Here is a 25807-nt window from a genome sequence, read left to right on the forward strand (position 1 = left end):
CCGGCCGATAGAGTGGACGGAAACGTCAGCATCATGAAGAGGAGACCTCATGCCACGTCTGTCAGTCGGCGACACCGCCCCGGACTTCACGCTCGTCGATCAGGACGGGAAGTCCGTGAGCCTCAGCGACTTCCGCGGGAAGCGGGTCGTCGTCTACTTCTACCCGGCGGCGATGACGCCGGGCTGCACGACGGAGGCGTGTGACTTCCGCGATTCGCTCTCCGCGCTGACGAGCGCCGGTCTCGTCGTCCTCGGCGTCTCCCCCGATTCGCCGGAGAAGCTCAAGAAGTTCGAGGAGAAGGAAGGACTGACCTTCGAGCTGCTCTCCGATCCGGACAAGGCGATGATGGACGAGTGGGGCGCGTTCGGCGAGAAGAAGAACTACGGCAAGGTCGTCCAGGGCGTCATCCGCTCGACCGTCGTCGTCGACGCCGAAGGCACGGTCGAACTCGCCCAGTACAACGTCAAGGCCACCGGTCACGTCGGAAGGTTGCGCAAGGCGCTCGGCATCGACGCCGCCTGAGCGGCCGCTCGCCCGCGAGCTCGGGCTTTCGGCCGCCTGCCCGCGTCCTGCTAGGCTTGATGCGGCCACGCGCGAGTGGCGGAATTGGTAGACGCGCTGGATTTAGGTTCCAGTGTCTTCGGACGTAGGGGTTCAAGTCCCCTCTCGCGTACGCAGTCTGTGCCGCGACACCGATCGGTGTCGCGGCACAGTGTCGTTCAGGCCCCGCCTGTGACCGCCCGGGCCGTCGTCGGCGGGGCACCGACCGAGGCGACGGGGATGTCGGCCGCCGGCTCCGCCGTGAGGTGGGCGGTGAGCATCCGGTCGAGGACGAACCAGCGGATGGCCTCCCGGTCGCGACTGTGGGCGACGAGAAACCACCGACTCTGCGTGTGTGCGAGGAAGATCGGATCGACCCGATGCGCCGACTCGCGCCCGTTCCGATCGCGGTAGCGCAGAGACAGCACTCTCCGTTCCTCGAGCGACCGTTCGACGGCCCTCCTCACCTGCGGTGATCCCGGTTCATCGGCATGATCGATCCAGATCCGCGCGCCGAGGCGGTCCGACCGCTCCCGTGTGCGTGCGTCCATCACCGCCTGGACCTTCGCCAGCGCCGCCCGAGAGTCGCCGTCGAAGGGCTGACCACGATGGGCGGCGACGGCAGCGGCGAGCCCCGAGGCCTCAGCCTCGGTGAAGTTGACCGGCGGCAGGGTCGCCGCCGCGTCGACGGCGTACCCGCCGCCCGGGCCCGGCTGCGCCCAGACAGGGAAACCACCCTGTTGCAGGCTCGAGATGTCGCGTTTGATCGTGCGCACGCTCACCTCGAAGATCTCCGACAGCCGCTCCGCCGTCCGACCCGCCGAACCGGCCCGGCGCAGCTCCTCGCGCAGGGCGTAGAGACGATCGATGCGATTCATGGATAAATGGTGACATACCAGTGACATCGGAGTCGGTCATGATGGTTCCATGAATACGCACTCGCAGTCACTTCTCCTCCTCTCCGGCGCCGGACTCCCCTCGTGGATCTGGGATCAGGCCCGCGACCACCTCGGCGAGGAGATGACCTCCGTCGTCGCCCCACGCCCCACCTCGGAATCCGCGCGTCTGCGCGACTACGCCGAGGCGGCTATCGCCGCGATGCCGACCGAGCAGGTCGTCCTCGTCGGCCATTCGGCCGGCGGCGTCGTCGCCTCGGAGATCGCCCGCCTCGCTCCCGAACGGGTCGCCGGCTTCCTCGCGGTGAGCGCGATCGTGCCGCCGGCCGGTGGGTCGTTCGTCTCCGCAATGCCCGCGCCCAACCGGTGGGTGCTCGGCGCGGCGATGAGGTTCGCCGGGACCAGGCCGCCCGAGTCGGCCATCCGGAAGAACCTCGCCAGCGGCCTCGACGGTGAGATCGTCGACCGTCTCATCAGCGACTTCACCCCCGAACCCCAGGCCTACTATCGCGATCACCTCAGCCCGGGCACGTGGAGCGCACCCCGTGGATACGTGATGTCGACGACCGATAAGGAGCTGCCGCCGGCGCTGCAGAAGCGCTTCGCGGCGAACCTCGGCGGCGAGTGGACACGGGAGCTGACCACCGGGCACGTGCCCATGCTCGAGGATCCCGCCGGACTCGCCACCGCCATCACCGCCTTCGTCGACACGCTGCCGCGTAAGACGACCGGCCCCGAGTGATTCGTCAGCAGCGCAACATCGCCCTCACCCTGCGCAGAACGCGGACGGATTGTTCTTCCACTTGTCGCCGCGCTGCTTTCAGGTCCTTGCCATTTCGCCGGATCCAGTCGCTCTTGGCCGCTGCCGTTTTCACACCTCCCGCACTTCAGTGGTGTGCAGGACGTCGACACGGACCTGGTCCAGGCACATGTGAATGTGGTCGGCGGTGAGGACGGCAACGATCATGTTCGCAGCACGCGGCCTGACCCGGGAGAGTTACTGTGAACTATAAGTGGAGAACCAAGTACGGCTGGTCTCCCACGCAAACAGCCCCCGGGGCTGGTCGTTCTACACGAGATGACGCTAATTACGTCGTTTCGACGGGAAATTCTCCATGTCGATCACGATCGGTTCGTAATCGTCAATGCGATGCTCGACCTCATCGCTGGAGGACGTGTCCCAGTCTTCGTGATGATCCTCGAGGATTCGGTTTGCGATCAGCGCGAGCGCTGCATGCTGTCGTCCACGGCTGTTTCCCATCGCGACGACCGCGTCAGAACTATTCGCCTCGACTTCGTCTGCAAGTCCACGAACGTCGATACTGAAACTGACAATTGAGCCTTCGTTGTCACGCATTGGGAATGTCATTTCGGTGCCATGAACTTCAACGTCGCCTACTGCACCTACCATGTCAGCCAGCCGCCCGGCGAGAACGTAGTCAAGGTCGTGGATCTTCTCAGTCATCAGCACTTCGTTGCAGGGAATGATGTAACCACGTTCTTCCCTCGGTACGAGACTGGCACATTGGTCGTGAACGTGTCGTAGGTCTTGCCGTTGTACTTCAACTCTACAGGCGCACAGTCCTAATTCACTCATCTCTATGAGTACAAACACTCATTTGTGTTACAGTGAGGGTACACAGCACAGTCCGAACGATTGGGATCGCGATGAACGCTGAGGCCGCACCAGACCTCGATCGGGCGCTGCGCGCGCTCGCCGACGGGAACCGTCGGGCCATCCTGGCAGCGATCCGCACTTCCCCGAAACCGGTGGGGACGATCGCCGAGGAGCTCGGCCTCTCCCAGCAGACGACGTCGCACCACCTCGGCGTGCTGCGGAAGGCGGGACTGACCGTCGGCACCCGGGAGGGCACGCGGCACCTCTTCGCGGTGAGCACCGACGGCCTCGCTGCGGTGCGCACGTACCTCGATGACTTCTGGCCCACCAAGCTCTCCGCCCTCAAGGCCGCCGTGGAGAGTGATCATGGCTGAGTTCACCGATTCTATCGACATCGCCGCCCCACCCGAGGCCGTCTTCGCCTATCTCACGACGAACGAGGGGATGACGGCGTGGATGGGTGAGTTCGCCGACCTCGACCCTCGCCGAGGCGGTCAGTTCGCCGTCGACATCGCCGGCCATCCCGTCCGCGGTGAGTTCCTCGACGTCGATCCCCACAGCCGCGTCGTCGTCTCGTGGGGGTTCGCCGGCAGCGACGATCTGCCCGCCGGCGCCTCGACCGTCGAATTCCGGCTCACTCCGACCTCGGCGGGCACGCGCGTCGATCTCCGGCACTCGGACCTGCCCGAGGTCAGTGTGCCCGGCCATGCGGACGGTTGGTCGCACTTCCTCTCCCGCCTCGTCATCGCCGGGACCGGCGGCGACGCGGGACCCGACACGTGGGTGCCGCTGCCCGACCGCCCGCACTGACTCCGCCCGATCCGACGGAAGACTATTCACAGGAACTGGGAACACCGAGAGATGAGGAGAATCCCATGGCCGAGACCACCGCATACGACACCGTGAGGAAGTATCACGAGGCCTGGACGAACGGCCGCGTCGATGAGGCGATGGAGCACGTCGCCGAGGACATCGCGTGCCGCGCCCCCGGCATGGACATCGCCGGCAAGGACGCCTACCGGCAGTTCATCGGCGGCTTCGCCCCCATGCTCACCGGCATCGAGGAGGTCACCGACTTCTCCGACGGCGATCAGGTCGCCCTCTTCTACTACCCGCAGACCGCTGCGACGTCGACGACTCCGGCCGCTGAGCTCTTCACGGTCCGGGACGGTCTGATCACCGAGAGCCTGCTCATGTTCGACCGGCTCTCCTACGGTCCGCCGAACCCGTCATGATCGACGTCGACGCGTGCACACCAGTGAGGAGTGAGCGATGACTCCCGAACAAGGAGCCCTCGTCGACCGACTCCGTGCCCTGCTCGCCGACGAGCCGGCGGTGCGCGAGGTCGCGATGTTCGGCGGTCGGTCGTTCATGGTCAGCGAGAAGATCGCCGTGAGTGGACTCAAGTCCGGCAGCCTGCTCGTGCGCATCGACGCCGACCGTCACGACGAGCTCGTCGGCCGGCCGGGTGCTCGGCAGGCCGAGATGGGTGCCGGACGGACGATGGGTCCGGGGTGGATCGACGTCGCTGCCACGGCGATCGGCGACGACGCCGGGCTGAGCGCGTGGGTCGATGCGGCCCTCGAGCACAACCGGGCCGTCACCGGAACGCGCGGCTGATCCCGGCACGCAGCTGCCCCAGCTGGATCCAGATGAGGAAGCGCTGAAGCGGCCGCAGGACCAGCCCGAGGAGGCGGCGGACGAGGCTGGTCGAGGTGCGCACCCACGCGTACTCGATGTGCAGTTGGGTGCCGCCGGCCGCCGGTTCCAGGGCGATCGACGTGCGTCGGGCGTTGGCCCGCGCAGCATCGGGGTAGGTGGCCCGCCATTCGATGAACCGCGGTTCATCGGCCTCGACGACCTCCACTCGCTGGTTGACCACGTGGGGCTTGACGGTGACCGGCGTCCCATCGCGCCGGGTCGAGCGCGTTCGAGCAGCCCACGACTGACCCGCCGAGGTGGCAGCGGCGCCGTCCTCAACGGCGTCGATCGTCGGATCCCAGTCGGGCAGTCGCGAGGCGTCCGAGATCAGGCGCCACACGTCATCGATCGGCGCCGGGACGAACGCCGCAGCCGTGCCCGACAGCGCATCCGCACTCGTCGAGCCCGAACGCCGGTCCGACAGACGCTCAACTCTGTCGAGCTCGGCGAGCACAGCCTCGGGCGAGGTGCCCAAACGCTGGAGAATCGATTCGATCATGCCGCTCGGTTCGACGACGAGGTCGCGCAGCACCGCGGCCGCGTCACCTCGCTTGCCGGAGCTGTTCGCGGACTGGAGGATCCTCACCGCACGGTCACCCCACTCGTAGCCCTCGGTCTCGTGGAAGACGATACGGCCGGGCTCGGGCGGGTCCATGCGGATTCCGAGTCCGGCGAGCTGTTCGGCATGCTGCGCGGCAACCGCCTCCCGGGCGTCGTCGATCGTGATGCCGAGACTGCGCAGCACCTGACCGGCGGTCTGCTCGCTGACGGTGAGCGCGAGGAACAGGTGGTCGATGTCGGCTTCACGCTGGCCGACGCGCGAGGCTTCCTCCATCGCCGTGATCGACAGCGAGTACGACGTCGATGCGGAATCGGTGAACCTGCTCATCGGGCCCTCCTGGGGACGGGGATCGTCGGATCGATCCTCTTCGCGTACTTCTTGTGCACCGCCTGCCGGGAGACGCCGAGCGCGTCGGCGACGTCCTGCCAGCTCATCCCGGCTCGCAGTCCGGCTTCGACCTGGGCGAGTTCGAGGCGTTCGGTGAGTGCGCGCAACGATGACACTGCCCGCAGCCCCGCCCGGGGGTCACTCGTGTCGGCCGCGACATCGGCGATCTGTGTCGATTCCATGTCTGTCAATTTACGTTGCTAACGCGCCGCCTGTCAACCATTGTTGCTTACCGGCGGTCGCTTCCCGCGGGCTCAGCGGACCTCTACAGTGGGCTCATGAGCTCAACCGCCGACCTCACCGTTCGCCCTGTGACCGCTTCCGACGAGTCCCGCTGGAAGGAGCTCTTCCGCGGCTACCGGGAGTTCTACAAGCTCCCCGAATCCGAGGACGTCGTCGAGCGCGTCTGGGATGGCTGATGGATCCGTCCCATGAGTGCGAAGGACTCGTCGCCGAGGCGGATGGGCGGATCGTCGCGATCGCCGACTACCGACGATTCTCCCGTCCATCGACGGGGACCGTCGGCCTCTGGCTCGACGACCTCTTCACCGACCCCGAAGCCCGCGGCACCAGGGCCGGTCGCGCGCTCATCGCCCGGCTGCAGGAGATCGCGGCCGAGGAGGGGCGTTCGGTCGTCCGGTGGATCACCGCCGACGACAACACGCAGGCACAGGCCCTCTACGACCAGGTCGCGACGAAGACGAACTGGCTCACCTACGACGCGGCACCGGTTGCCGAGTAGACCACTCGGAACTGCTCGCACACGACGGGCGACGCCGCCCGCGCTCCCGCCCAGAAATCGGCAAGCCTCGTGTCGTCCATGGACCGACCCTACCCCGGTAGTCTTGCTTCCATGCTCGTGTCAGACCTCGTGCGTCTCGTCGGCGCTGCGATCAGCCTCATCGGCCTCGGCCTCGTCATGGGCATCAGTCCGACGACGATCGCCGTGTCCTTCCGGGTCCTCACCGATGTTCCCCGCGCCAAGCGCGCGATGGGTTTCATGCTCCTCGGACTCATCCTCGGTGCCACGGTCATCCTCCTCGCCCTCCAGGTCATCGACCCACACACGCTCGAGACCCTCGTCAGTCGCGACATCGAGAAGGTCCTCGTCCGTCACAGCGTCGACCTCGCCGCCGGCGCCCTCTTCCTCACCGCCGGCATCATCATGGCCGTGCGGCTGCGCCGACCTCCGAAACCGAAGAGGCCGCACAGGAAGCCCACCGGCAAAGCCGGGGCGATGGTCCTCATCGGCATCTCGAACACCGTCATCAGCTTCAGCGACTTCGCGACGATGTACATGGTCGCCCGCATCGTCCGCGCCGTGAGCGAGGACATCATCATCCGCGGCATCGTCTACCTCGTCTTCATCGCCGCGATGATCGCCCCCTACGTGCTCCTCACCTGGGCATGGAACCGCTTCCCGAAGGTCTCTGCGAAACTCTCTGCGTTCTTCACCCGCATCGCGAACGCGAACCTCCGCCCCTGGGCGACCGCGCTCACGCTGCTCGCCGCCGTCATCTTCCTCGCGATGGGCATCTGGGGCGAACCGCGCCTATAGGACGCGAACGCCGCTCACGCCACTCGGGCTGCCAGTCGCACCCGCAACCCGTCGAGAAGGGCAGCGAGCCCGAGCTCGAACGACGGCTCCGCCCCGTACGAGTCGGCATTGTGAGCGGCGAGCGCCGCATGGACGGCAGGGAACTGCTCATCGGCGGCCTCCTGCGCGAGGAGGTCACCGGGGGCGACCATGTCGAGCGCCGACCCGAGCACATGCGCCTCAACCGTGCGGACGACCGCGATGACCTCGGACTCCGGCCAACCGCCTCGGCGCAGGCCCGCGACGACCGCGTCGTACATCGCATACGTCGACCGGTCCCGGATCGAGGTCGTCGCGAGCAGGCGGATGAGGTTGGGGTGGGCGGCGAAGACCCGCAGGTACGAACGCGCCCACACCTCGATTGCCTCGTCCCAGGCCAGACCCGACGACTCGGCGAAGGCGCTGACGTCGATGCCCGTGACGATCCGCGCGCGCATCGCCTCGATGAGGTCATCGCGCCCGCTGACGTGGTTGTAGAGCGAGGAGACCTGGCGGTCGACCCGATCGGCGAGGACGCGCATGGACAGCGCCTCGGCCCCCTCGACATCGACGAGATCGAGGGCGGCACTGACAAGCCGGTCCCGATTGAGTCGCATGATCACCACTTCCCCTGACTCCGTGAAGAGTGTATCGTGCTGAGGGTCACAAATACGAACACTGTTCGTACGCAATGGAGCGGAAGGGAGTCCTGTGACGACAACCCATTTCTCAGGCGGCACGATCTGGCGCGGTGCGAGCAGCGAGCCCAGTGACGCCCTCCTCATCAGTGACGGCATCGTCATCGCCGTCGGGGCGACCGACGTCGCGGCCCGCCTCGGCGAACTTCCCGCCGACACCGCAGTCGAACACGTCGACCTTGCCGGCGGGTTCCTCATGCCGTCCTTCGGCGACGGGCACGCGCACCCGATGTTCGGCGGGCTCGAGGCCGCAGGCCCCCAGGTCCGCAGATGCACCTCGGTGGATGAGATCGTCGCGGAGGTCCGACGCTGCGCCGAGGCGAACCCCGAGGCCGACTGGATCGTCGGCGCCTCGTACGACGGCAGCCTCGTCGAGGGCGGACTCTTCGACGCCCGCTGGCTCGACGAGGCGGTGGCCGACCGTCCGGTCGTCCTCCGCGCGTGGGACTACCACACGGTGTGGTGCAACTCCAGGGCGCTCGAGCTCGCCGGCATCACCGCCGACACCCCCGACCCCGTCCTCGGCGAGATCCCCCGCCTGCCCGACGGCTCCCCGCTCGGCATCCTCCGCGAATGGGGTGCCGTCGACCTCATCGACGCCGTCCGCCCACCCCAGTCCGAAGACGACCGCCTCCGCGCGCTCGACCGCGCTGCCCGCTACCTCCTCGACCGCGGGGTGACGTGGGTCCAGGACGCGTGGGTCGAACCCGCCGACGTCGACACCTACCTCACCGCCGCGAGGTCCGGCGACCTCGGCATCCGCGTCAACCTCGCCCTCTACGCCGACCCCCGGCACTTCGCCGAACAGCTGCCGGGCATGGTCGCCTCCCGTGCGCGAGTCCGCGCCGCCGGGTCTGACCTGCTCACCGCGGAGACCGTGAAGTTCTTCGCCGACGGCGTCGTCGAGAACGAGACCGGTGCCCTCCTCGAACCGTACTGCTCATCCCTGCACAACCACGGCATGCGCGTGTGGGAGGGTGACTCCCTCGCCGAGGCGGTCACCGCCGTCGACGCCGAGGGCTTCCAGATCCACATCCACGCGATCGGCGATGCCGCCGTCCGACAGGCCCTCGATGCGATCGAGACCGCGATCACCATCAACGGTCCCCGCGACCGCCGCCCCGTCATCGCGCACGCCCAGCTCGTCGACGCAGCCGACCTCCGCCGCTTCGCCGAGCTCGGGGTCATCGCGACCATGCAGCCGCTCTGGGCACAGCTCGATGCGCTCATGACCGTGCTCACGGTCCCCCGTCTCGGCGAGGATCGGGCCGATGAGCAGTACCGGATGCGCTCGATCCTCGACTCCGGAGCGAGACTCGCCTTCGGCTCCGACTGGCCGGTCTCCTCCGGAGCCCCGCTCGAGGGGCTTGCGATCGCCACGAGCAGGCGCACCGCCGACGGCGAACCGGCAGGCGGATGGACACCTGATGAGATCGTCGGCATCGGGCCCGCCCTCGACGCGTACTCTCAGTCCGTGGCCCATCAGGCCTTCGCCGACCGCGCGCCGACACCCTGGGGTGAGATCCGTCCCGGGGCGAGCGCCGACCTCGTCATCCTCGACGCCGACCCGCGCACGCTCACCGCCGCGGAACTCGCAGCCCTGCGCGTGCGCGCCACCTACCTGCGCGGCAGCCTCGCCGCCCCGACAGTCTGACCGGAAGGACCGTCATGTCCGACGACCACGGCACCACCGCTCCCGCCGAGACCGGGCATCTGCGCCGCGCCCTCGGCGTTCCCTCACTCGTCTTCTTCGGCCTCGTCTACATGGTCCCGCTCACGGTGTTCACGACCTACGGCATCGTCACCGAGATCACCGGCGGGCGCGTGCCGCTCGCCTATGTCATCACCCTCGTCGCGATGGTCTTCACCGCCCGCTCGTACGCGAAGATGGCCGGCGAGCTGCCCTTCGCCGGCTCCGCGTACACGTACACGCAGAAGACCTTCGGCGCCGGCGTCGGCTTCGTCGCCGGGTGGGCGCTGCTGCTCGACTACCTCTTCCTGCCGATGATCAACTACCTCGTCATCGGCCTCTATCTCAATGCCGCCCTGCCGATGGTCCCCTCGTGGGTCTTCGTCCTCGTCGCCATCGTCCTCGTCACGATCCTCAACATCATCGGCATCGTCTCGGTGGCGCGCGCGAACATCGTCATCATCGCCGCCCAGGGGATCTTCATCCTCACCTTCGCCGTCCTTTCCTTCGCCACCATTTCGGGCTCGGGTTCGATCGATCTCGCCGCCCCGTTCACCGGCGACGGCACCGTCGACGGGTTCGGGGCCGTCATGGCCGGTGCCGCGATCCTCTGCCTGTCCTTCCTCGGCTTCGACGCCGTCTCGACGCTGTCGGAGGAGGCGAAGGATCCCAAGCGCTCGGTGCCGCGGGCGATCGTCATCGCCACGCTCACCGGCGGGCTCATCTACATCGTGCTCTCGTTCATCGCCCAGCTCGTCTTCCCGTCGAACGCGTTCGCCGACCCCGAGTCCGGTTCGCTCGACGTCATGGCCGCCGCCGGAGGGCAGTTCCTCACGATCTTCTTCACCGCCGCCTACGTCGCCGGCGCCTGCGGGTCGGCACTGACCTCGCAGGCCTCGGTCTCGCGCATCCTCTACGCGATGGGCCGCGACGGGGTGCTTCCGCGCGGGTTCTTCGGGCGCCTGTCGAAGCGCTTCCTCACCCCGGTCTTCGCGACGGTCACCGTCGGCGTCGTCTCCCTCCTCGCGCTCGCTGTCGACCTCACGTTCATCTCGGAGATGGTCAGCTTCGGCGCGCTCATGGCGTTCTCCGCGGTCAACCTCGCAGTCATCAAGCACTTCGTCATCGACAGGGGTCGCCGAGGCGGTCGTGCGATCCTCAGCTACGTCGTCCTGCCCGGCATCGGCTTCGGCCTCACCGTGTGGCTGTGGACGAGCCTGTCCCCGCGCACGCTCATCATCGGGCTGGTGTGGCTGGCCCTCGGCGTCGCCTACCTCGCGTTCGTCACCCGCGGCTTCCGCCGGCCCACACCCTCGCTCGATCTCAAGGAGTGAGGCGCTCGATCTCGCCGAGTGAGGCGCTCGACCTCAAGGAGTATGGCCCCCCGATCACCCGAGGACGCGCGCGGGTAGTCACTCGACGCCCCGGAGCCGGTGAACTCGATGCTCATCGCGGTGGGGATGTCCGCGTCCTTGAGGATGCTCATCGCCGGCAGGTCGCGCAGGTACGCGGCGTTGGCTTCCTCGAGCGGGAGCTCCGCCTCGGCGGAGGCGAAGGCCGCCGCGAAGGCTTCGTCGTCGAGGTCGGACTCGATCGCCCGGACGGCGAGGTCGAGGTGTTCGGGGGCGCTCATCAGCCGCAGCCCCTGGAGCGCGAGCTCTCGGGCGGGTCGGGGGACGTGCGTCCGGTACCAGGCGAGCCCGTGCTCGCTCACCGCCGCACGGTAGAGGTCGACATAGCTGCTGCGCAGGGCGTCCTGGGAAATCGCGTCGGTGTCATCGACGCGATCGAGTGCACCGGCGACGATTCCGCGGTTGCAGTCGACGAGTTCTGCGGCGGTGCCATCGAGGGCCTCCTGCGTGAGCAGAACGGGGTGGGAGCTGTCCTTCTCACACGAGAGGATGTCGTCGAGCTGGCTGTATTCGATCCGATCGAAGTCGTTCATGCCCCGAGACTAGGACGACGACGTGAATAGCAGGTGACGTGGGTCACTCTCCGGGCAGGCGGCTCTCGACGACCGTGAACTTGGCCGTCCGGGCGAGCTGCACGCTCGGACCGATGAGGTCCTCGAGCCGATCCCGGTAGCGCAGGTGGGAGTTGAAGACGGTGAGCACGCGGCCGCCGGGGGTCAGGTGGGCTGCAGCCGTGCGCATCATCCCCGCCGCCGTGTCCGTCTCGATCGCTGTGCCGTGGTGGAACGGCGGGTTGAGAAGGATGAGGTCGTACGCTCCCCCGAGCGGGTCGTCGGTACCGCCGCTGTCGGTATCGCCGGCATCGGCACCGCTCGCATCGGCGAGGATGATGTCGACGGCCGTTCCGTTGGCCTCCGCCGTCTCCCTCGCCGAGGCGACCGCCGCCTTCGAGACGTCGACGCCGACTCCCGTGTCCGCTCCCGTCACGGCTATCGCCGCTGTGAGCAGCCAGCCGTTGCCCGCTCCGAGGTCGAGGACGGAGGCCGGACGGGCGAGCGCGGGGACTGCATCCGGGGAAGCGGACGCCTCGGCGAGGGCGGTGAGCAGGAGCGATGACCCTTCGTCGGCTTTCGTCCCGGAGAAGCACGCGCCGTGGGCGCTGACCGTGAGCGGTCCGGTCGCGGGCGTGTCGATGACCCCGGTGCGCGGGAAACGGGTGAGCGAGGGGGAGGTCAGGGGGCGGCTGCCGATGATCAGACGGTTCTTCCCCACTCCCGGTGAGACGTCGACGCGACCGAAGGCGCGGGCGAGCTCCTTGTTCACCGCCCGGCTCATCACGTCGCTGCGGCCGATGACGATGAGTGTCGTGACGAGCGGGTGGAGGACGGTGATCGCCTCGGCGAGGGCATGTGTCGCCTTCGGCGCATCGACGACCGCCCAGGTCTCGCCGGGCACGTCCCCGCTCTCGGTGCGCTGTACGTCGGCGAGGTCGGCGACGGGCTCGGCACCCGGGGCTTCCGCGGCGACGTTCCGTGCCTCGTCGAGGCGGTCGTTGTACGTGCGCACGGCGGTGAGCTCGGAGAGCACGCGGGTCTGGAGGCCGAGTGGGTCGTCGACGAGGATGACCTCGTCGGGGGCAGCGCTCGGGGCGGTGAACGTCCCCTCGCTCGACCGTCCGGAGACGTCGAGTTCACCGGTGCGACGCCCGATCACATAGTCGGCGAGCAGCCGCGCCTGGGCGAGCCCCGGGGCGTCGGCGGGCCACGGCATCCGGGCGAGCAGGTCGTCGCGGGTGCGCAGGGCCGCAGAGTCGGAGGCGAGGAGGGAGGCGGGCATCCGCTCAGTCTAATGCGCGCCCGCTCGTGCGCACCTGTCGGCGACCGGGCCCGGCGTGAGATGTGCTACTAATTGAGGGAGCCTCATCCCCCGACGCACCAGGAGAGACCATGACCATTCTCGTCGGCTATTCCCCCTCGCCCGAAGGCAAGGCCGCGGTCGCATTCGGCATCGAGCAGGCTCGCGCCTTCGACGACACCCTCATCGTCCTCAACGCCGGCATCGGGGAGACGCCCGACGAGCACGGAGTCGCGACGAACGCCGACATGGATGAACTCAAGCAGACCCTGCTGAACTCCGAGGTCTCCCACGAGATCCTCCAGTTCCTCCGCGGCAACGACCCCGTCGAGGAGCTCCTGGCCCTCGCCGAGGCGACCGACGACACCCGCATGATCGTCATCGGTTCCCGTCGCCGCTCCCCCGTCGGCAAGCTCATCATGGGTTCGACCGCGCAGCGGATCATCCTCGAAGCCGAGGTCCCCGTCGTCTCCGTCAAGGCCGATCGCTCCCGCTGACGGCTCTCACCGCCGCAGACGCCGACCGATCGGCATCGACCGCGTCCGTGCGGTGACGCTCACTCCCCCGCGATGGCGGCGATGAGGGCGTCGACATCGTCGGTCGTCGTGTCGAAGGCGCACATGAGGCGGACGATGTCCCGCTCGAGCGGCCAGTCGGCGAACGCGAAGCGCTGTCGGGCCCGGGCGGCCACCTCGGCGGGCATGCGGACGAAGACGACGTTGGCCTCGACGGGCTGGACGAGGTCGAGCCCGGGGACACGGCCGGAGGCGGCCACCTCGGCGAGCCTGGTCTCGAGGTACCGCGCCATCGCGTTGGCGTGGTCCGCCGACCTCCGCCACAGGTCCCCGTCGTAGAGGGCGTTGAGCTGCGCGGAGAGGAAGCGCATCTTCGACGACAGTTGGAGGTTCATCTTCCGCAGGAAGCGCATCCCCTGCCCGATCTCGGGGTTGAGGACGACGACGGCCTCAGCGCCGAGGAGGCCGTTCTTCGTCCCGCCGAGGCTGAGGATGTCGACGCCGACGTCCGTGGTCAGGGTGGCGAGGTCGGTGCCGAGGAAGGCGGCGGCATTGCCGAGGCGGGAGCCGTCGACGTGGAGGATCATCCCGTTCGCGTGGGCGTGGTCGGCGATCGCGCGGATCTCCTCGGGCCGGTAGGTCGTCCCCCATTCCGTCGACTGGGAGATGCTCACGGCCAGCGGCTGCGCATTGTGCTCGCTGCCGCGGCCGACCATCGCAGAGGCGATCGACTCCGGGGTGAGCTTGCCGTCGGCGGTCGGGACGGCGACGATCTTGAGCCCGCCGACCTTCTCCGGTGCGCCGGTCTCGTCGTAGTTGATGTGGGCGCTCGCGGCCGTGATGACCGCGGCCCAGCGGGGCAGGGCCGACTGGAGGGCAAGGACGTTGGCGCCGGTGCCGTTGAAGACGGGGAACGCCTGCGCCCGCGCCCCGAAGTGTCCTTCCATGACGCCGTGGAAGTGCGCGGTCCAGGGATCCCCGCCGTAGCCGGGGGTGTGCCCGACATTGGCGTCGATGAGCGCCTGGATGACCTCGGGATGCGCGCCTGCCCAGTTGTCCGAACCGAAGTTGCGGGGGTGGTCGACGGGATCCGTGCTCACGCGGTCGGCAAGGTGCGGCTGCTCGGGCGTGGCGGGTTCGGCCGAGGGGTCGAGGACCTGGTCGGCGGGTGAGGGGGCGTCGTTGCGAGTCTCGTCGTTCACCTGCTCAGCGTATCGCCCTGCCCCACCGCCGTGCAGGCGGGGCCGCGGACCGACATCCCGCCTCGGCGAGTGAGCGGTGAATGGCGGAAGGGGGAGCGATCGACGATCACTCCCCCCTTCCGGCTCAGACGGTCTCAGCCGTCAATCGCGGTCTCAGCTCTCCTCGCTGATCTTCCGGCGACGGACGAGCATGAGCGTCACGGCACCGGCGGCCAGCAGCGCCGCGCCGGCAGCGAGGGTGCCGATGGTCTCGACACCGGTGCGCGGCAGGTCACCGCCGGGGCCCGGGGCCGTCGGCGTCTCGGACGGCGACGGAGCCGGGGCGGTCGGGGTCTCGGTCGGGGCCGGGCTGTCCGTCGGAGTGTCCGTCGGGGCCGGGCTGTCCGTCGGAGTGTCCGTCGGGGCCGGGCTGTCCGTCGGAGTCGGCGATCCCGTGGGCGTCTCGGTCGGGGTCTCAGTCGGAGTCTCAGTCGGGGTGTCGGTCGGGGTGTCGGTCGGGGTCGGGGTGGAGCCCTCGTCACCGTCGCCGGTGCCGCCGCCGCCCTGGCGGACGACCTCGCCCTTCTTGATCACGGTCTCTTCGCCCTCGATCTCGAACTTCGCCGAGTTCGTGTAGGTTCCGGCCTTGCCGCCGTCGGTGACCGTCGTGCGGTAGATGACGGCGTAGACCCAGCCCTCTTCCGAGGTGAAGCTCACGGTCGAGCCGTCCTCGGAGACGGTGTAGAAGTCCTCGGGCTTCGGCCCCCAGCCCACCGGCTGCCCGTTCTCGTTGAACTGGTTCGTGCCGGCCAGACGGGTCTCACCGGGGATGAGTTCGATGTTCTCCCCGCCGAGGTCGGTCACCGTGACCTTCTGGTCGCCCTTCATCCCGCCGGCGGGCGAGGCGATGTTGACGTGCCACTGGATGATGTCGTTCTCGCGGTCGTAGCTGCCCCACTTGTAGGAGTCCTGGCCCTTCCACTCGCATTCGCCCTCGCAGGGTCCGTCGGGCGGAGTGACGGTGACGGTGTCGGAGACCTCACCGAAGTCGTAGGTGACTTCCTTGGTCTCGGTCGTCTCCGTCTGCACGGAGACCCAGAAGTAGAACGTGCCCTTGAGGTTGAGCGGGTTGTCGGCGAGGTACTGCGAGTCGAAGTCGCAGAAGATCTGCGTCTCGGTCACGGTGCACTCGCCCATTGCGACGCCCTCGGGATCGAGGAGGTCGAACGCGTCGACACGGCCCTGCAGTTCGGCAGGCAGGTCGACGACGAAGCCCGCGGGCGTCGTCGGGTTGTCGGGGAGACTCCAGGTGCCGTCGATGCGGGCTACGGAGCCGCTCTTGATCTCGTCCTGCTGGAATTCGAGGGAGTCGATCGAGGCGTTGGTCTGGTACGGCGGCGCAGCATTCGCGGGGATTGCGACCAGTACCGTTGCGAGCAGGGCGAACATCGCGAGGATGGCCGCCCCGACGCGTGGAAGTACGTGCGTCATGGGGATTCCTTTGTATGTTGGACAGCACCGTCGACTATCCGGGAGGGGACCGGAGATCGGTGCTGAGTGGGGACTCAAAGCGAAACATTACAAGTTGGACACGATGATCACAACTTGCACACGAATTCTGCCCAGTCGGCTCTCAGAGATGAGGGGTGCTGCCGGCGGTGATGAGGGTGTGCAGCTGCGGATTCCGCACTTGGAGCACCAAGAACTACCCGTGCACCGGGTGTTTTCAGCGCTGCGGGTGCGGGGTGGAGAACTGCCGGGATGATGTGACGCTCCGGGGATGACGTGACGCTCCGGGGATGACGTGGCGCTGCGGGTGCGGGATGAAGGGGCTGAGGCGAGTGCAGACGGCACGAAGCCCGCCTCCGATGATCGGAGGCGGGCTTCGCAGTGCTGACCGCGGCGACCCGGTCTCAGCGGCCGGGTGTCAGCGGCTCACTTGCCGGCGAGGAGCTCACGCATGAGTTCGGCGGTCTCGGTCGGGGTCTTGCCGACCTTGACGCCGGCGGCCTCGAGGGCCTCCTTCTTCGCCTGGGCGGTGCCCGAGGAGCCGGAGACGATGGCGCCGGCGTGGCCCATGGTCTTGCCCTCGGGAGCGGTGAAGCCTGCGACGTAGCCGACGACCGGCTTCGACACGTTCTCCTTGATGTAGGCGGCGGCCCGCTCCTCGGCGTCTCCGCCGATCTCGCCGATCATGACGATCGCCTCGGTCTCCGGGTCGGCCTCGAACGCCTCGAGGGCGTCGATGTGCGTGGTGCCGATGACCGGGTCACCGCCGATGCCGATCGCAGTCGAGAAGCCGAGGTCACGGAGTTCGTACATCATCTGGTAGGTGAGCGTGCCCGACTTCGAGACGAGCCCGAGCTTGCCCTTCTTCGTGATGTTCGCGGGGATGATGCCGGCCAGCGACTGCTCGGGCGAGATGATGCCCGGGCAGTTGGGGCCGATGATCCGGGTCTTGTTGCCGGCCGCCTGGGCACGCGCCCAGACCTCGGCCGAATCCTGGACCGGGATGCCCTCGGTGATGATGACGAGCAGGCCGATGCCGGCGTCGATCGCCTCGATCGCCGCGTCCTTCGAGAACGCGGGCGGGACGAAGGCGACGGACACGTCGGCACCGGTGGCCTCCATCGCCTCGGCGACGGTCGCGAAGACGGGAAGCTCGATGTCATCGCCGTTCTTGTCGACGTGCTTGACAGTGGTGCCGGCCTTGCGGGCGTTGACGCCGCCGACGACGTTCGAGCCGGCCGCGAGCATGCGCGCGGTGTGCTTGGTGCCCTCGCCGCCGGTGATGCCCTGGACGATGATCTTCGAATCGGAATTCAGGAAGATTGACATGGGTATGGAGACCTTTCCTTACTTCGCAGCAGCCAGTTCGGCGGCCTTGTCGGCTCCACCGTCCATGGTGTCGACCTGGGTGACGAGCGGGTGAGCGGCCTCGGCGAGGATCGCCCGTCCCTCTTCGACGTTGTTGCCGTCGAGGCGGACGACGAGGGGCTTGGTCGCCTGGTCGCCGAGGATCTCGAGGGCCTTGACGATGCCGCGGGCGACCTCGTCGCAGGCGGTAATGCCGCCGAAGACGTTGACGAAGACAGCCTTGACCTGGTCATCGCCGAGGATGACGTCGAGTCCGTTGGCCATGACCTCCGCCGAGGCGCCGCCGCCGATGTCGAGGAAGTTCGCCGGCTTGACGTTGTCGTGCTTCTCGCCTGCGTAGGCGACGACGTCGAGGGTCGACATCACGAGGCCCGCACCGTTGCCGATGATTCCGACCTCGCCGTCGAGCTTGACGTAGTTGAGGTCGAGTTCCTTGGCCTTGAGCTCGAGGGGGTCCTCGGCGTCGATGTCGCGCAGCTCTTCGTGGTCGGGGTGGCGGAAGTCGGCGTTCTCGTCGAGCGAGACCTTGCCGTCGAGGGCGATGATGTCACCGGCACCGGTCTTGACCAGCGGGTTGACCTCGACGAGGGTGGCGTCCTCCTTCTCGAAGACGGTCCACAGGGACACGAGCACGGGGGCGACCTTCGCAGCGGTCTCGGCATCGAAGCCGGCAGCCTCGGCGATCTCCCTGGCCTTGGCCTCGTCGATCCCGTCGATCGCGTTGACGGGGATCTTCGCGAGCGCTTCGGGGCGCTCGACCGCGAGCTGCTCGATCTCCATGCCGCCTTCCTTCGAGCACATCGCGAGGTAGGTGCGGTTGGAGCGGTCGAGGAGGACGGAGAAGTAGTATTCTTCGGCGATGTCCGCACCTTCGGCGATCATCACCTTCTTCGTGATGTGTCCCTTGATGTCGAGACCGAGGATCTCCTTGGCACGCGCTTCCGCCTCGTCAGGATTCTTCGCGACCTTGACGCCGCCGGCCTTGCCGCGGCCGCCGATCTTCACCTGCGACTTGACGACGACCACGCCGCCGCCCAGGTCTTCGGCTGCCTTCTTCGCTTCTTCTGGTGTCGTGGCGACCTGAGCCTTGAGCACGGGCACCCCGTGCTTCTCGAACAGGTCACGTGCTTGATACTCGAAAAGATCCACGTGTCTTCCTTCGTTTCGTCTGCAGGGCGTTCTCACCCAGCATTCGTGCGGGGTCTTTTGGCCCCGCAAGAGCGTTGACGGATGCAACAACCACAGACCACTTTATTCCCAACCGCACTCGAGCAACCAAATTCGCAGGCCCGGTACGTAAGGAATGTCTCGCGAAAAAGAATCTTGGTCGTCAAGATTCTTGATCTGGACGTAAAATCGGATCATGGATGAGGTCGACAGGATCGTCGCTGCGTGGCGACACGAGCGTCCTGACCTCGATGTCTCCCCCATGGAGATCCTCTCCCGGGTGACTCGGCTCTCCCGTCAGCTCGACCGGGCACGGAAGTCGAGCTTCGCCGAGTACGGCATCGAGGGCTGGGCCTTCGACGTGCTCTCCGCCCTGCGCCGCTCCGGCGAGCCCTACCAGCTCTCCCCCTCCACGCTCCTCCAGGAGACGCTCGTGACCTCGGGGACGATGACGAACCGCATCGACCGCCTCGTCACCGCCGGCTGGGTCGAACGCCTCCCCGATCCTGCCGATCGCCGCGGGGTGCTCGTGCGCCTGACCGAGACCGGACGCGCGACCGTCGACTCGGCACTCGCCGACCTCCTCGTCAAGGAGCGCGACATCCTCGCCGGCCTCACCCCCGCGGGACGGCGCAAGCTCGCCGCACTCCTGCGCGAGCTCTCCACCGGCTTCGACGGCGACGAGGACTGAACGATGACCGACTCGACAGATCCCGCCGAGGTGCTCCACCCCGCCGAGGTGGCCGCTGGGTCCCTGCGCGACTGGACCGGGGTGGCGCCGCCTCGGCGGGAGACGATCCACGGCACCATCGTCGATCTCGAACCTCTCGACCCCGCTCGCCACGGCGATGACCTCTTCGTTGCCTCGATTGCCGAGGGAGCCGAGGAGCGCTTCGCCTATCTGCCCGAGGTCCCACCGACCGATCGCGGTGAGTTCACCGACTGGCTGACCACGGTCGCGGCCTCGCCCGATCTCCTCTTCTTCGCCGTCGTCGACCGCGCCACCGGGCGCGCGGTGGGACGCCAGGCGCTCATGCGCGTCGATCCGGCCAACGGGGTCATCGAGATCGGCAACATCCTCTGGGGTCCCGACCTCGCGCGCACCCGCGGGGCGACCGAGGCGTTCTTCCTCTTCGCCGACGCGGTCTTCACTTCCGGATATCGCCGCTTCGAATGGAAGTGCAACGACGCCAACGTCCCCTCGAAACGGGCGGCGGAGCGCTTCGGCTTCACTCCCGAAGGGGTCTTCCGCCAGCACATGGTCGTCAAGGGGCGCAACCGGGACACCGCATGGTTCTCGATCCTCGACTCCGAATGGCCGCAGCTGCGGAAGGGGTTCGCCGCATGGCTCGATCCGGCGAACTTCGACGAGGCCGGAGTGCAGAAGCGCAGTCTGCGCGAACTCCGGGGACGCTGAGCACCGACAGACGCCGGGTCGACACAGGACACAGAGAGCCCACAGGGCGCTGAGATCGGCGCGTCCCGCCGGGCCCGGACGGCCCGTCGGCATAGGCTGGAGCTGATGTCCGACACGACTCCGACGTTCGAGGAACCATGCGCCTTCGCTCCCTTGCCCTCCTGACCGCTGCCGCCGTCCTCACCACGAGCGCCTGCGTGCCGACCTCGACGGAGACGCGGCCCCAGCCGCGCCCCTCGGTCAGTCCCGAGGAGGTCACTCCGATCGCCACGCCAGACGATGCGCCGGAGATCTCCGTCGTCGACTCCTCCCCCGGCGGAGCGAAGGAGTCCGACCCGCTGTGGCAGGGCCTCGCGCAGGCCGCCGCAGAGAAGAAGCCGGCCTACCTCAAGACGTGGGTCCACACGGCCAACCCCGACCTCCCCGACTCCGGCGAGGTCACCGTCACCCCCGACAGCCCCAACAGCGTCAGCGTCACCCTCGATGCGGGCAACGTGACCACGGACAAGGCCCCGTTCGTCCTCATCCACGGCCTCTTCGACGTCGAGGAGATCGGCGAGTCCGCGTACACACTCACGACCGTGAACTCCGACGACATCCCCGAACTCGATCCGCAGGGACCCGACGACGAGGCCCGGTGCACGGCCGACGACGCCCAGGACCGGATCTCCCTGGCCGCCGACGACCTCTCCGCGGATCCGTCGAAGCGCGAGGAGTTCCGCCAGCAGTGGGGTGCATCCCCGCAGGTGTGGTGGGGCATCCAGATGACCGCGCGGAGCCTCGGTGAAGAGGGCGGCGTCGCCGGCGACTACCTCACCGAGGCATGCGGAGCCTACCTGGGTCAGTGACGTCGACCTCGGCTACGCGAGCGCCCGGTTGTAGGCGTCGACGACCGGCGGGGTGAAGTAGCCGACGATGACGGCGATCGCGGTGATGAGGCATCCGAGGCCGAGCCACAGTGATCCGCCGATGACGCTGATGCCGAAGACGATGACGAGGAGCTCGAAGGCGATCGCCGCGGGCCGCGCCCACCGATGCAGCCGCCACGATCCCCGCGCCGCGGCCAGGAGCCCGGCGGCGAAGATGAGGAACATCACCGCGAGGCCGATGAGTGAGCTCGCGAGCGCCCCGGCGCCCAGCGCGGTGACGACGAACGAGATCGCGGTGCCGATGAGCACGAGCGCCTGCAGACCGAGGACGATGACGACGAGGAGCATCGCCCGCGGGGTGGGCACACCGTGACCGTCCGGATCCGGAGACCCGGGCGCCCCGCCTGCGTCCGCCGGCCTCACACGGTCACCCGGGCGAATCCGGGGATGAGGATCTCGTCGAGCATGCGCTCGCGCACGTCGAGGGGGAGGAAGGCCGCGGTGATCGCGTTGACGGTCGCCCACTCAAGGTCGGTCTGAGTCCAGCCCGCCTCGTCGACGAGCAGGCGCATCTCGCGGGTCACGGACGTGCCCGACATGAGGCGGTTGTCCGGGTTGATCGTCACAGCGAACCCGAGGTCTTTCAGCCCGGTGATCGGGTGGGAGGCGATGGTGCCGCCGATGTCGGTCTGGAGGTTCGAGCTCGGGCAGAGTTCGAGGGGGATCTGCTGGTCGAGCACCCATGCGGCGAGGCTGCCGAGCTGGCCCTCACCGTCGACGATGTCCATGTCCTCGACGATCCGCGCGCCGTGGCCGATGCGCTGGGTGTGGCAGACCGTGACCGCTTCGTGGATGGACTCCTTCCCGGCGGCCTCACCGGCGTGGATCGTCACCGGCACATAGGCCTGGTGGAGGGCGTTGAAGGCCGAGAGGTGGGCCGACGGCGGGAAGCCCTTCTCGGGGCCGGCGATGTCGAAGCCGACGACGCCGGAGTCCGCGCCCTTCTCCCGGTGGCGGATGGCGAGTTCGGCGATCGCCATCGAGTTGTCGGCCTGGCGCATCGCAGTGATGATCTGACCGACGCGGATGAACCGGCCGTCGGCCGACGCCTCGGCGACACCGGCGTCGAGGCCCTCCTGGACGGCGTCGACGACGTCGTCGAGGTCGAGGCCGCCGGCGAGGTGCTGTTCGGGTGCCCACCGGGCTTCGGCGTAGAAGACTCCGTCGGCGACCTGATCGAGCACCCACTCCTTGGCGACGCGGATCAGGCCCTCACGGGTCTGCATCACCGCGGTGGTGTGGGCGAAGGTCTCGAGGTAGCGGACGAGGTCACCGGAGTTCGCGGACTCCGCGAACCACTGGGCCAGCGCCTCGGGATCCGTGGCGGGCAGCTCATGGCCGACCGCCTCGGCGAGTTCGATCATCGTCTCCGGTCGCAGACCACCGTCGAGGTGGTCGTGGAGGGAGACCTTGGGCAGCTGGAGGATCGGGTCGTCGTGGGCGACGCCGGCGGGAGTTCTATGCACGGGGCAAGTCTATCGGCTGCCGGCCGGGAGGAGCATGGGAACGCTACCCCGCGGTCGGGTCGATGTCCCCGCTCTTGATCCGCTCGCGCAGATCCGCGATGCTGCGCCCGGCGTCGGAGACGCGGCTGAGGAACCCGTCCTCGGCGGAGATGCCGACTCCGCCGTTGTCGATCGTCCCCTTGTACTCGTGCTCGGTGACGAGGATGCCGTTGATCTCGGCGGGGTCCTCGGGACCGGGTTCGACGACCTCGTCGGGATTCTTGCTCTGCGGCCATTCGGGGAACATCGTCCGCAGCCCGCGGCGGATGTTCGGTTCGATCGTCGCGATGATCGCGTCGCTGAAGTCGCCCGAGGCGCCGTACCAGATGATCTTCGGCAGCACCGGCTCCTCACCCTCGCCCTCGGGGTCGGGGGTGGCAGTGGCCGCGGCGGTGCGCTCCTCGGTGACGGCGGCGAGCACCCCCATCGCCGCGGCCGAGCCGAAGGGCACGACGACATCGGCGTCGGCTCTGCGCGCGGACTCGAAGAAGTCGCGGCCGCCGCCGTCGGTGTCGTCGACGGTGCGTCCGGCGATCCGCGACTCCCGGTACGAGGTGACGTCCTCGACCTCGTCGCCGGACTCCTTGTTGTAGAGGGCCACACCGGCGTCGAAGGCGGTGAGGATCTGCTCGGCCTGCGGGAATCCGCGGGAGACGAACGCGGAGACCTCACCCGATTCGCTCGCCGTGGCCGCGATGTAGCCGGCGATGAACGCCGGCGGCACGAGGTCGAAGTCGAGGCTGAGCACATTGTCGGGGAAGTCCTCGTGCCCGCTGGCGATGCCGAGGAAGAGGCCGTCGGGGTTGCCTCGGGCGAAGTCGGCGAGTTCGCTCGCGCCGCCGGGTCCGACGACGGTCGTGAGCGTGCACGCCTCCCCCGTCGTCCGCTGCAGCGCCGCCGAGGTGGCGGAGGAGTTCGAGACCCGCTGACTCGAGGTCGCGGTGAAGAGTCCCGCGGCCCGCGCGAGCTCGATCTCGGCGAGGGTGATGGCTCCGGCGGAGTGGTCGTCGAAGCCGGCGGGGGCCGAGATCATGCATCCGGTCGTCGGGTCCGCGACCGCCTCGGGCGTCGACACCGCACACGCGCTCACCCCGAGGAGGCTGAGCACGCCGAGGCCGGCACCGGCGGCCCGGGTCGCGAGGTTCGTTCTCATCGCTCCAGGTTATCGGGCGGGCCTGAGTGCCGCCCGCCTCACCGCTTCGAGTCGAGGACCCTGAGCGCGGTGGCCGTGACGATGCGCGCGGCGATCGCGACGCTGTCCTCGTCGATAAGGAGGTCGCCCTGATGGAGGTCGTAGGTGGTGCCCCCGGGCGTGCGTGTGCCCATGCGCACGAGCGCCCCGGGAACGTGCGTGAGGTACCACGCGAAGTCCTCCCCGCCCATCGACTGCGGGGTCAGCTGCACGGAGTGCTCTCCGAGTTCGGCCCGCACGGCCGCTTCGATGAGCGCGACCTGGTCCTCGGTGTTGACGACCGGGGGGACGCCGCGGCGGTGGTCGAGTTCGACCTTGACCCCGTACGGGCCGGCGATGCGCTCGACGAGGTCGGGCAGCACCTCGGCGACCTGGTTCCAGCCGTCGACGTCGAGGCACCGCAGGGTTCCGCGCAGCACTCCCTCGGAGGGGACGACGTTGGCGGCGTGGCCGGCGCTGATCTCACCCCAGACGAGCGAGATCGCGTGACGGGGGTCGATGAGACGACCGAGCGTCGAGGGCAGGTCGGTGGCGAGTTTGCCGAGCGCGTAGACGAGGTCCTCGGTGAGGTGGGGCCGCGAGGTGTGGCCGCCATGGCCGGTGAGCCGGATGAGGACGGTGTCGCCGGCGGCGGTGATCGCACCAATGCGCGAACCGATCCGGCCGACGTCGACGTTGGGGTCGCAGTGGACGGCGTAGATCTCGGGGACGTCGTCGAGGACGCCCTGGGAGATAACGCGCAGCGCCCCGCCCGGAGTGACCTCCTCGCCCGGCTGGAAGATCAGGCGCACCCGTCCCCCGAGGCCGCCCGGAGTGCTCTCGTGGGCCCGCTGCAGGGCGATGCCGGCGCCGAGGAGGCCGGTGAGGTGGACGTCGTGTCCGCACGCATGGGCGACCCCGGGCACGGTCGAGGCGAACTCCTCGGCGATGAGGTCGTCGATGGGCAGGGCGTCGATGTCGGCGCGCAGGGCGAGCGCGATGGGTCCCTCACCGATGTCGCAGATCAGCCCTGTTCCCTCGAGGCGGACCGGGGTCAGCCCCGCGGCCTCGAGGCGGGCGACGAGCTTGTCCGTCGTCGCGGACTCCCGGAAGGAGAGCTCCGGATGCGAGTGGATGTCGCGGCGGAAGTCGATGAGCTCGGGGCCGATTTCCGCGATCGTGGAGGCGATGACGCTCGCGGGAGTCGCCGCCGCGGCGCCGTCGGCGGCAGCCGTCGCGTCGGCGGTGACGCGCTGCTGGGAGCCAGCGGCATTCGCGCGCGACCGGGTGCCTGCGACGCTGGGAGGCTCTCCGTCGTGGATCGCTGTGCTGGGATCGGGGTTGAGTGACATTGAGGCCATGCTAGACACTGGCGCGCGGGTTTGGACCCCTCGTGACCAAATTCGACACGTTCGGTGACTTCGTTCCCTCCCCAGCCGCGCCCCTCAGGCGGTCTGCGCGCTCGAGCGGGCGGCGAGGAGGCGGAGTTCGCAGGAGTCCGGGGTGAGGAACGGTTCGACCTCGTCGATCGTCAGCGGTCCGGGGACCTGGGCGAGGATGTCGCGGAGCAGCCGCGCATGGACGGCACACGCCATGGTCCGCTCGTCACCGTCGAGCTGGAGGTGCGGGCACGCGGCGAGCGAGACGCGCAGCTCGGTCTCGTCGGCGACGGGCTCGAGTCCGGAGTCGTCGAGGTGCTCGAAAAGGGTCTCGAACTGGTCTCCCGCGTCCTCGCCGAGGTCGCGCACCCGCTGCGGCCGGCACGACATGCCGATCCGCCGCAGCACCGGACCGAGGCGGCGGGCCTCATCGATGCGCTTCCGCGCCGCCGGGTTCATCTGCGCATCGTCGACGGCCCGGTAGACGGACGGGGGTCTGCCGCGGGTGCCGCAGGGCCGGGGCCGGGAGCTGACGAGGCCTTCGGCGATGAGGACGCCGAGGTGGTCGCGGACGGTGTTGACGTGGAGGCCCACCGCCTCGGCGAGCTCCTTGAGGGAGCGGTCGGGGTGCTCCTGGACGGCGCCGAGGAGGCGCACCCGGTTGGGCTCGGTGAGTCCTCTGTAGTCGGTGGTCCTGCGCGGCATGGCGGCATCCTGTTCGTCGGCGTCGA

Annotated in this window: 31 protein-coding genes and 1 tRNA gene; 16 read left to right on the forward strand and 16 right to left on the reverse strand. The window is 68.5% G+C overall.

The features are described from left to right. Window positions 1-49 precede the first annotated feature (49 nt). Both bcp and ACQ1RG_RS16770 read left to right on the forward strand, forming a co-directional pair. Window positions 50-523 carry a thioredoxin-dependent thiol peroxidase gene (gene bcp, locus ACQ1RG_RS16765; RefSeq protein WP_430600365.1) on the forward strand — a complete coding sequence of 158 codons (474 nt, stop codon included), beginning with the start codon at window positions 50-52 and terminating at the stop codon, window positions 521-523. A gap of 69 nt (window positions 524-592) precedes the next feature. Continuing rightward, window positions 593-674: transfer RNA gene (locus ACQ1RG_RS16770), tRNA-Leu, on the forward strand. 46 nt (window positions 675-720) lie between these two features. Here the strand turns inward: ACQ1RG_RS16770 and ACQ1RG_RS16775 are convergent. Continuing rightward, on the reverse strand, window positions 721-1419 hold the full coding sequence (locus ACQ1RG_RS16775) for a helix-turn-helix transcriptional regulator (protein WP_063249127.1): 699 nt from the start codon (window positions 1417-1419) through the stop codon (window positions 721-723). Between the two features lie 49 nt (window positions 1420-1468). Between ACQ1RG_RS16775 and ACQ1RG_RS16780 the strand changes: the two genes are divergently transcribed. Beyond that, window positions 1469-2179, forward strand: coding sequence for an alpha/beta fold hydrolase (locus tag ACQ1RG_RS16780; protein ID WP_063249128.1), 711 nt, complete (start codon window positions 1469-1471; stop codon window positions 2177-2179). A 342-nt stretch (window positions 2180-2521) separates the two neighbouring features. Here the strand turns inward: ACQ1RG_RS16780 and ACQ1RG_RS16785 are convergent, their stop codons facing one another. Then, window positions 2522-2902, reverse strand: coding sequence for a hypothetical protein (locus ACQ1RG_RS16785; RefSeq protein WP_280559303.1), 381 nt, complete (start codon window positions 2900-2902; stop codon window positions 2522-2524). A gap of 203 nt (window positions 2903-3105) precedes the next feature. On the opposite strand from ACQ1RG_RS16785, the gene ACQ1RG_RS16790 reads away from it, so the two are divergent. From ACQ1RG_RS16790 to ACQ1RG_RS16805, 4 genes are all read left to right on the forward strand, one after another. Beyond that, window positions 3106-3429: an ArsR/SmtB family transcription factor gene (locus ACQ1RG_RS16790; protein ID WP_063249130.1), complete on the forward strand. Its 324-nt coding sequence runs from the start codon at window positions 3106-3108 to the stop codon at window positions 3427-3429. Beyond that, window positions 3422-3865 carry an SRPBCC family protein gene (locus ACQ1RG_RS16795; RefSeq protein WP_063249131.1) on the forward strand — a complete coding sequence of 148 codons (444 nt, stop codon included), beginning with the start codon at window positions 3422-3424 and terminating at the stop codon, window positions 3863-3865. Before ACQ1RG_RS16790 ends, ACQ1RG_RS16795 begins: the two co-directional genes overlap by 8 nt. Window positions 3866-3930: 65 nt before the next feature. After that, a complete protein-coding gene (locus tag ACQ1RG_RS16800; protein WP_063249132.1) occupies window positions 3931-4290 on the forward strand; it encodes a nuclear transport factor 2 family protein in 360 nt (119 codons plus the stop codon). Window positions 4291-4327: 37 nt separating this feature from the next. Further along, window positions 4328-4675, forward strand: a complete 348-nt coding sequence (locus ACQ1RG_RS16805) for a TfoX/Sxy family protein (protein WP_063249133.1) — start codon at window positions 4328-4330, stop codon at window positions 4673-4675. Here the strand turns inward: ACQ1RG_RS16805 and ACQ1RG_RS16810 are convergent. Then, window positions 4656-5645 (reverse strand): SRPBCC family protein, encoded by a 990-nt coding sequence (locus ACQ1RG_RS16810; protein ID WP_063249134.1) that lies wholly within the window; start codon window positions 5643-5645, stop codon window positions 4656-4658. The genes ACQ1RG_RS16805 and ACQ1RG_RS16810 overlap by 20 nt on opposite strands. Further along, entirely contained in the window at window positions 5642-5887 is a 246-nt protein-coding gene (locus ACQ1RG_RS16815; protein ID WP_009379447.1) for a hypothetical protein, read from the reverse strand. The genes ACQ1RG_RS16810 and ACQ1RG_RS16815 overlap by 4 nt, the downstream gene beginning before the upstream one ends. A gap of 96 nt (window positions 5888-5983) precedes the next feature. On the opposite strand from ACQ1RG_RS16815, the gene ACQ1RG_RS16820 reads away from it, so the two are divergent. The 3 genes from ACQ1RG_RS16820 to ACQ1RG_RS16830 all read left to right on the forward strand — a co-directional run bounded on the left by ACQ1RG_RS16820 (window position 5984) and on the right by ACQ1RG_RS16830 (window position 7263). After that, window positions 5984-6124 (forward strand): hypothetical protein, encoded by a 141-nt coding sequence (locus tag ACQ1RG_RS16820; protein WP_342474230.1) that lies wholly within the window; start codon window positions 5984-5986, stop codon window positions 6122-6124. Further along, complete coding sequence (locus tag ACQ1RG_RS16825; protein ID WP_430600368.1) at window positions 6124-6447, forward strand: N-acetyltransferase family protein; 324 nt, start codon at window positions 6124-6126, stop codon at window positions 6445-6447. Before ACQ1RG_RS16820 ends, ACQ1RG_RS16825 begins: the two co-directional genes overlap by 1 nt. Window positions 6448-6558: 111 nt before the next feature. Continuing rightward, window positions 6559-7263 (forward strand): hypothetical protein, encoded by a 705-nt coding sequence (locus ACQ1RG_RS16830; protein WP_009379454.1) that lies wholly within the window; start codon window positions 6559-6561, stop codon window positions 7261-7263. 14 nt (window positions 7264-7277) lie between these two features. Here ACQ1RG_RS16830 and ACQ1RG_RS16835 read toward each other — a convergent pair whose 3' ends face one another. Further along, a complete protein-coding gene (locus ACQ1RG_RS16835; RefSeq protein ID WP_040342135.1) occupies window positions 7278-7898 on the reverse strand; it encodes a TetR/AcrR family transcriptional regulator in 621 nt (206 codons plus the stop codon). Window positions 7899-7992: 94 nt separating this feature from the next. On the opposite strand from ACQ1RG_RS16835, the gene ACQ1RG_RS16840 reads away from it, so the two are divergent. Beyond that, on the forward strand, window positions 7993-9633 hold the full coding sequence (locus ACQ1RG_RS16840; protein ID WP_009379458.1) for an amidohydrolase: 1641 nt from the start codon (window positions 7993-7995) through the stop codon (window positions 9631-9633). Window positions 9634-9647: 14 nt separating this feature from the next. Beyond that, the gene (locus tag ACQ1RG_RS16845; RefSeq protein ID WP_342474232.1) at window positions 9648-11003 is read left to right on the forward strand and encodes an APC family permease; all 1356 of its coding nucleotides are present in this window, start codon (window positions 9648-9650) and stop codon (window positions 11001-11003) included. On the opposite strand, the gene ACQ1RG_RS16850 is transcribed toward ACQ1RG_RS16845, so the two are convergent. Both ACQ1RG_RS16850 and ACQ1RG_RS16855 read right to left on the reverse strand, forming a co-directional pair. Continuing rightward, window positions 10940-11614 carry a hypothetical protein gene (locus ACQ1RG_RS16850; RefSeq protein ID WP_040342082.1) on the reverse strand — a complete coding sequence of 225 codons (675 nt, stop codon included), beginning with the start codon at window positions 11612-11614 and terminating at the stop codon, window positions 10940-10942. The genes ACQ1RG_RS16845 and ACQ1RG_RS16850 overlap by 64 nt on opposite strands. Before the next feature lie 43 nt (window positions 11615-11657). Then, on the reverse strand, window positions 11658-12917 hold the full coding sequence (locus tag ACQ1RG_RS16855) for a class I SAM-dependent methyltransferase (protein WP_063249136.1): 1260 nt from the start codon (window positions 12915-12917) through the stop codon (window positions 11658-11660). A gap of 110 nt (window positions 12918-13027) precedes the next feature. Between ACQ1RG_RS16855 and ACQ1RG_RS16860 the strand changes: the two genes are divergently transcribed. After that, window positions 13028-13432, forward strand: coding sequence for a universal stress protein (locus ACQ1RG_RS16860; RefSeq protein WP_009379462.1), 405 nt, complete (start codon window positions 13028-13030; stop codon window positions 13430-13432). Between the two features lie 59 nt (window positions 13433-13491). On the opposite strand, the gene ACQ1RG_RS16865 is transcribed toward ACQ1RG_RS16860, so the two are convergent. The 4 genes from ACQ1RG_RS16865 to sucC all read right to left on the reverse strand — a co-directional run bounded on the left by ACQ1RG_RS16865 (window position 13492) and on the right by sucC (window position 18657). Continuing rightward, window positions 13492-14652 carry a threonine aldolase family protein gene (locus ACQ1RG_RS16865; RefSeq protein ID WP_231882172.1) on the reverse strand — a complete coding sequence of 387 codons (1161 nt, stop codon included), beginning with the start codon at window positions 14650-14652 and terminating at the stop codon, window positions 13492-13494. Between the two features lie 153 nt (window positions 14653-14805). After that, window positions 14806-16122 carry a collagen binding domain-containing protein gene (locus tag ACQ1RG_RS16870; RefSeq protein ID WP_101624894.1) on the reverse strand — a complete coding sequence of 439 codons (1317 nt, stop codon included), beginning with the start codon at window positions 16120-16122 and terminating at the stop codon, window positions 14806-14808. Between the two features lie 444 nt (window positions 16123-16566). After that, the gene (sucD, locus tag ACQ1RG_RS16875) at window positions 16567-17469 is read right to left on the reverse strand and encodes a succinate--CoA ligase subunit alpha (RefSeq protein ID WP_144589031.1); all 903 of its coding nucleotides are present in this window, start codon (window positions 17467-17469) and stop codon (window positions 16567-16569) included. A gap of 18 nt (window positions 17470-17487) precedes the next feature. After that, window positions 17488-18657, reverse strand: a complete 1170-nt coding sequence (gene sucC / locus ACQ1RG_RS16880) for an ADP-forming succinate--CoA ligase subunit beta (RefSeq protein WP_009379467.1) — start codon at window positions 18655-18657, stop codon at window positions 17488-17490. 214 nt (window positions 18658-18871) lie between these two features. Between sucC and ACQ1RG_RS16885 the strand changes: the two genes are divergently transcribed. From ACQ1RG_RS16885 to ACQ1RG_RS16895, 3 genes are all read left to right on the forward strand, one after another. Further along, entirely contained in the window at window positions 18872-19366 is a 495-nt protein-coding gene (locus ACQ1RG_RS16885; RefSeq protein WP_009379468.1) for a MarR family winged helix-turn-helix transcriptional regulator, read from the forward strand. Window positions 19367-19369: 3 nt separating this feature from the next. Next, window positions 19370-20092, forward strand: a complete 723-nt coding sequence (locus tag ACQ1RG_RS16890; RefSeq protein ID WP_144589033.1) for a GNAT family N-acetyltransferase — start codon at window positions 19370-19372, stop codon at window positions 20090-20092. Window positions 20093-20229: 137 nt separating this feature from the next. Then, on the forward strand, window positions 20230-20940 hold the full coding sequence (locus ACQ1RG_RS16895; protein ID WP_144589035.1) for a hypothetical protein: 711 nt from the start codon (window positions 20230-20232) through the stop codon (window positions 20938-20940). A 12-nt stretch (window positions 20941-20952) separates the two neighbouring features. On the opposite strand, the gene ACQ1RG_RS16900 is transcribed toward ACQ1RG_RS16895, so the two are convergent. The 5 genes from ACQ1RG_RS16900 to ACQ1RG_RS16920 form a co-directional block, all read right to left on the reverse strand. Then, the gene (locus tag ACQ1RG_RS16900; RefSeq protein WP_223289954.1) at window positions 20953-21327 is read right to left on the reverse strand and encodes a hypothetical protein; all 375 of its coding nucleotides are present in this window, start codon (window positions 21325-21327) and stop codon (window positions 20953-20955) included. A gap of 53 nt (window positions 21328-21380) precedes the next feature. Further along, window positions 21381-22487 (reverse strand): adenosine deaminase, encoded by a 1107-nt coding sequence (locus tag ACQ1RG_RS16905; RefSeq protein ID WP_009379474.1) that lies wholly within the window; start codon window positions 22485-22487, stop codon window positions 21381-21383. Window positions 22488-22530: 43 nt separating this feature from the next. After that, a complete protein-coding gene (locus ACQ1RG_RS16910; RefSeq protein ID WP_190247143.1) occupies window positions 22531-23679 on the reverse strand; it encodes a BMP family ABC transporter substrate-binding protein in 1149 nt (382 codons plus the stop codon). Window positions 23680-23717: 38 nt separating this feature from the next. Continuing rightward, window positions 23718-25049: an amidohydrolase gene (locus ACQ1RG_RS16915; protein ID WP_223289953.1), complete on the reverse strand. Its 1332-nt coding sequence runs from the start codon at window positions 25047-25049 to the stop codon at window positions 23718-23720. A gap of 93 nt (window positions 25050-25142) precedes the next feature. Beyond that, window positions 25143-25781: a helix-turn-helix domain-containing protein gene (locus tag ACQ1RG_RS16920; RefSeq protein WP_430600372.1), complete on the reverse strand. Its 639-nt coding sequence runs from the start codon at window positions 25779-25781 to the stop codon at window positions 25143-25145. Window positions 25782-25807: the final 26 nt, after the last annotated feature.

It is taken from the genome of Brevibacterium sp. K72 (assembly GCF_050562175.1).
Classification (GTDB): Bacteria; Actinomycetota; Actinomycetes; order Actinomycetales; family Brevibacteriaceae; genus Brevibacterium; species Brevibacterium casei.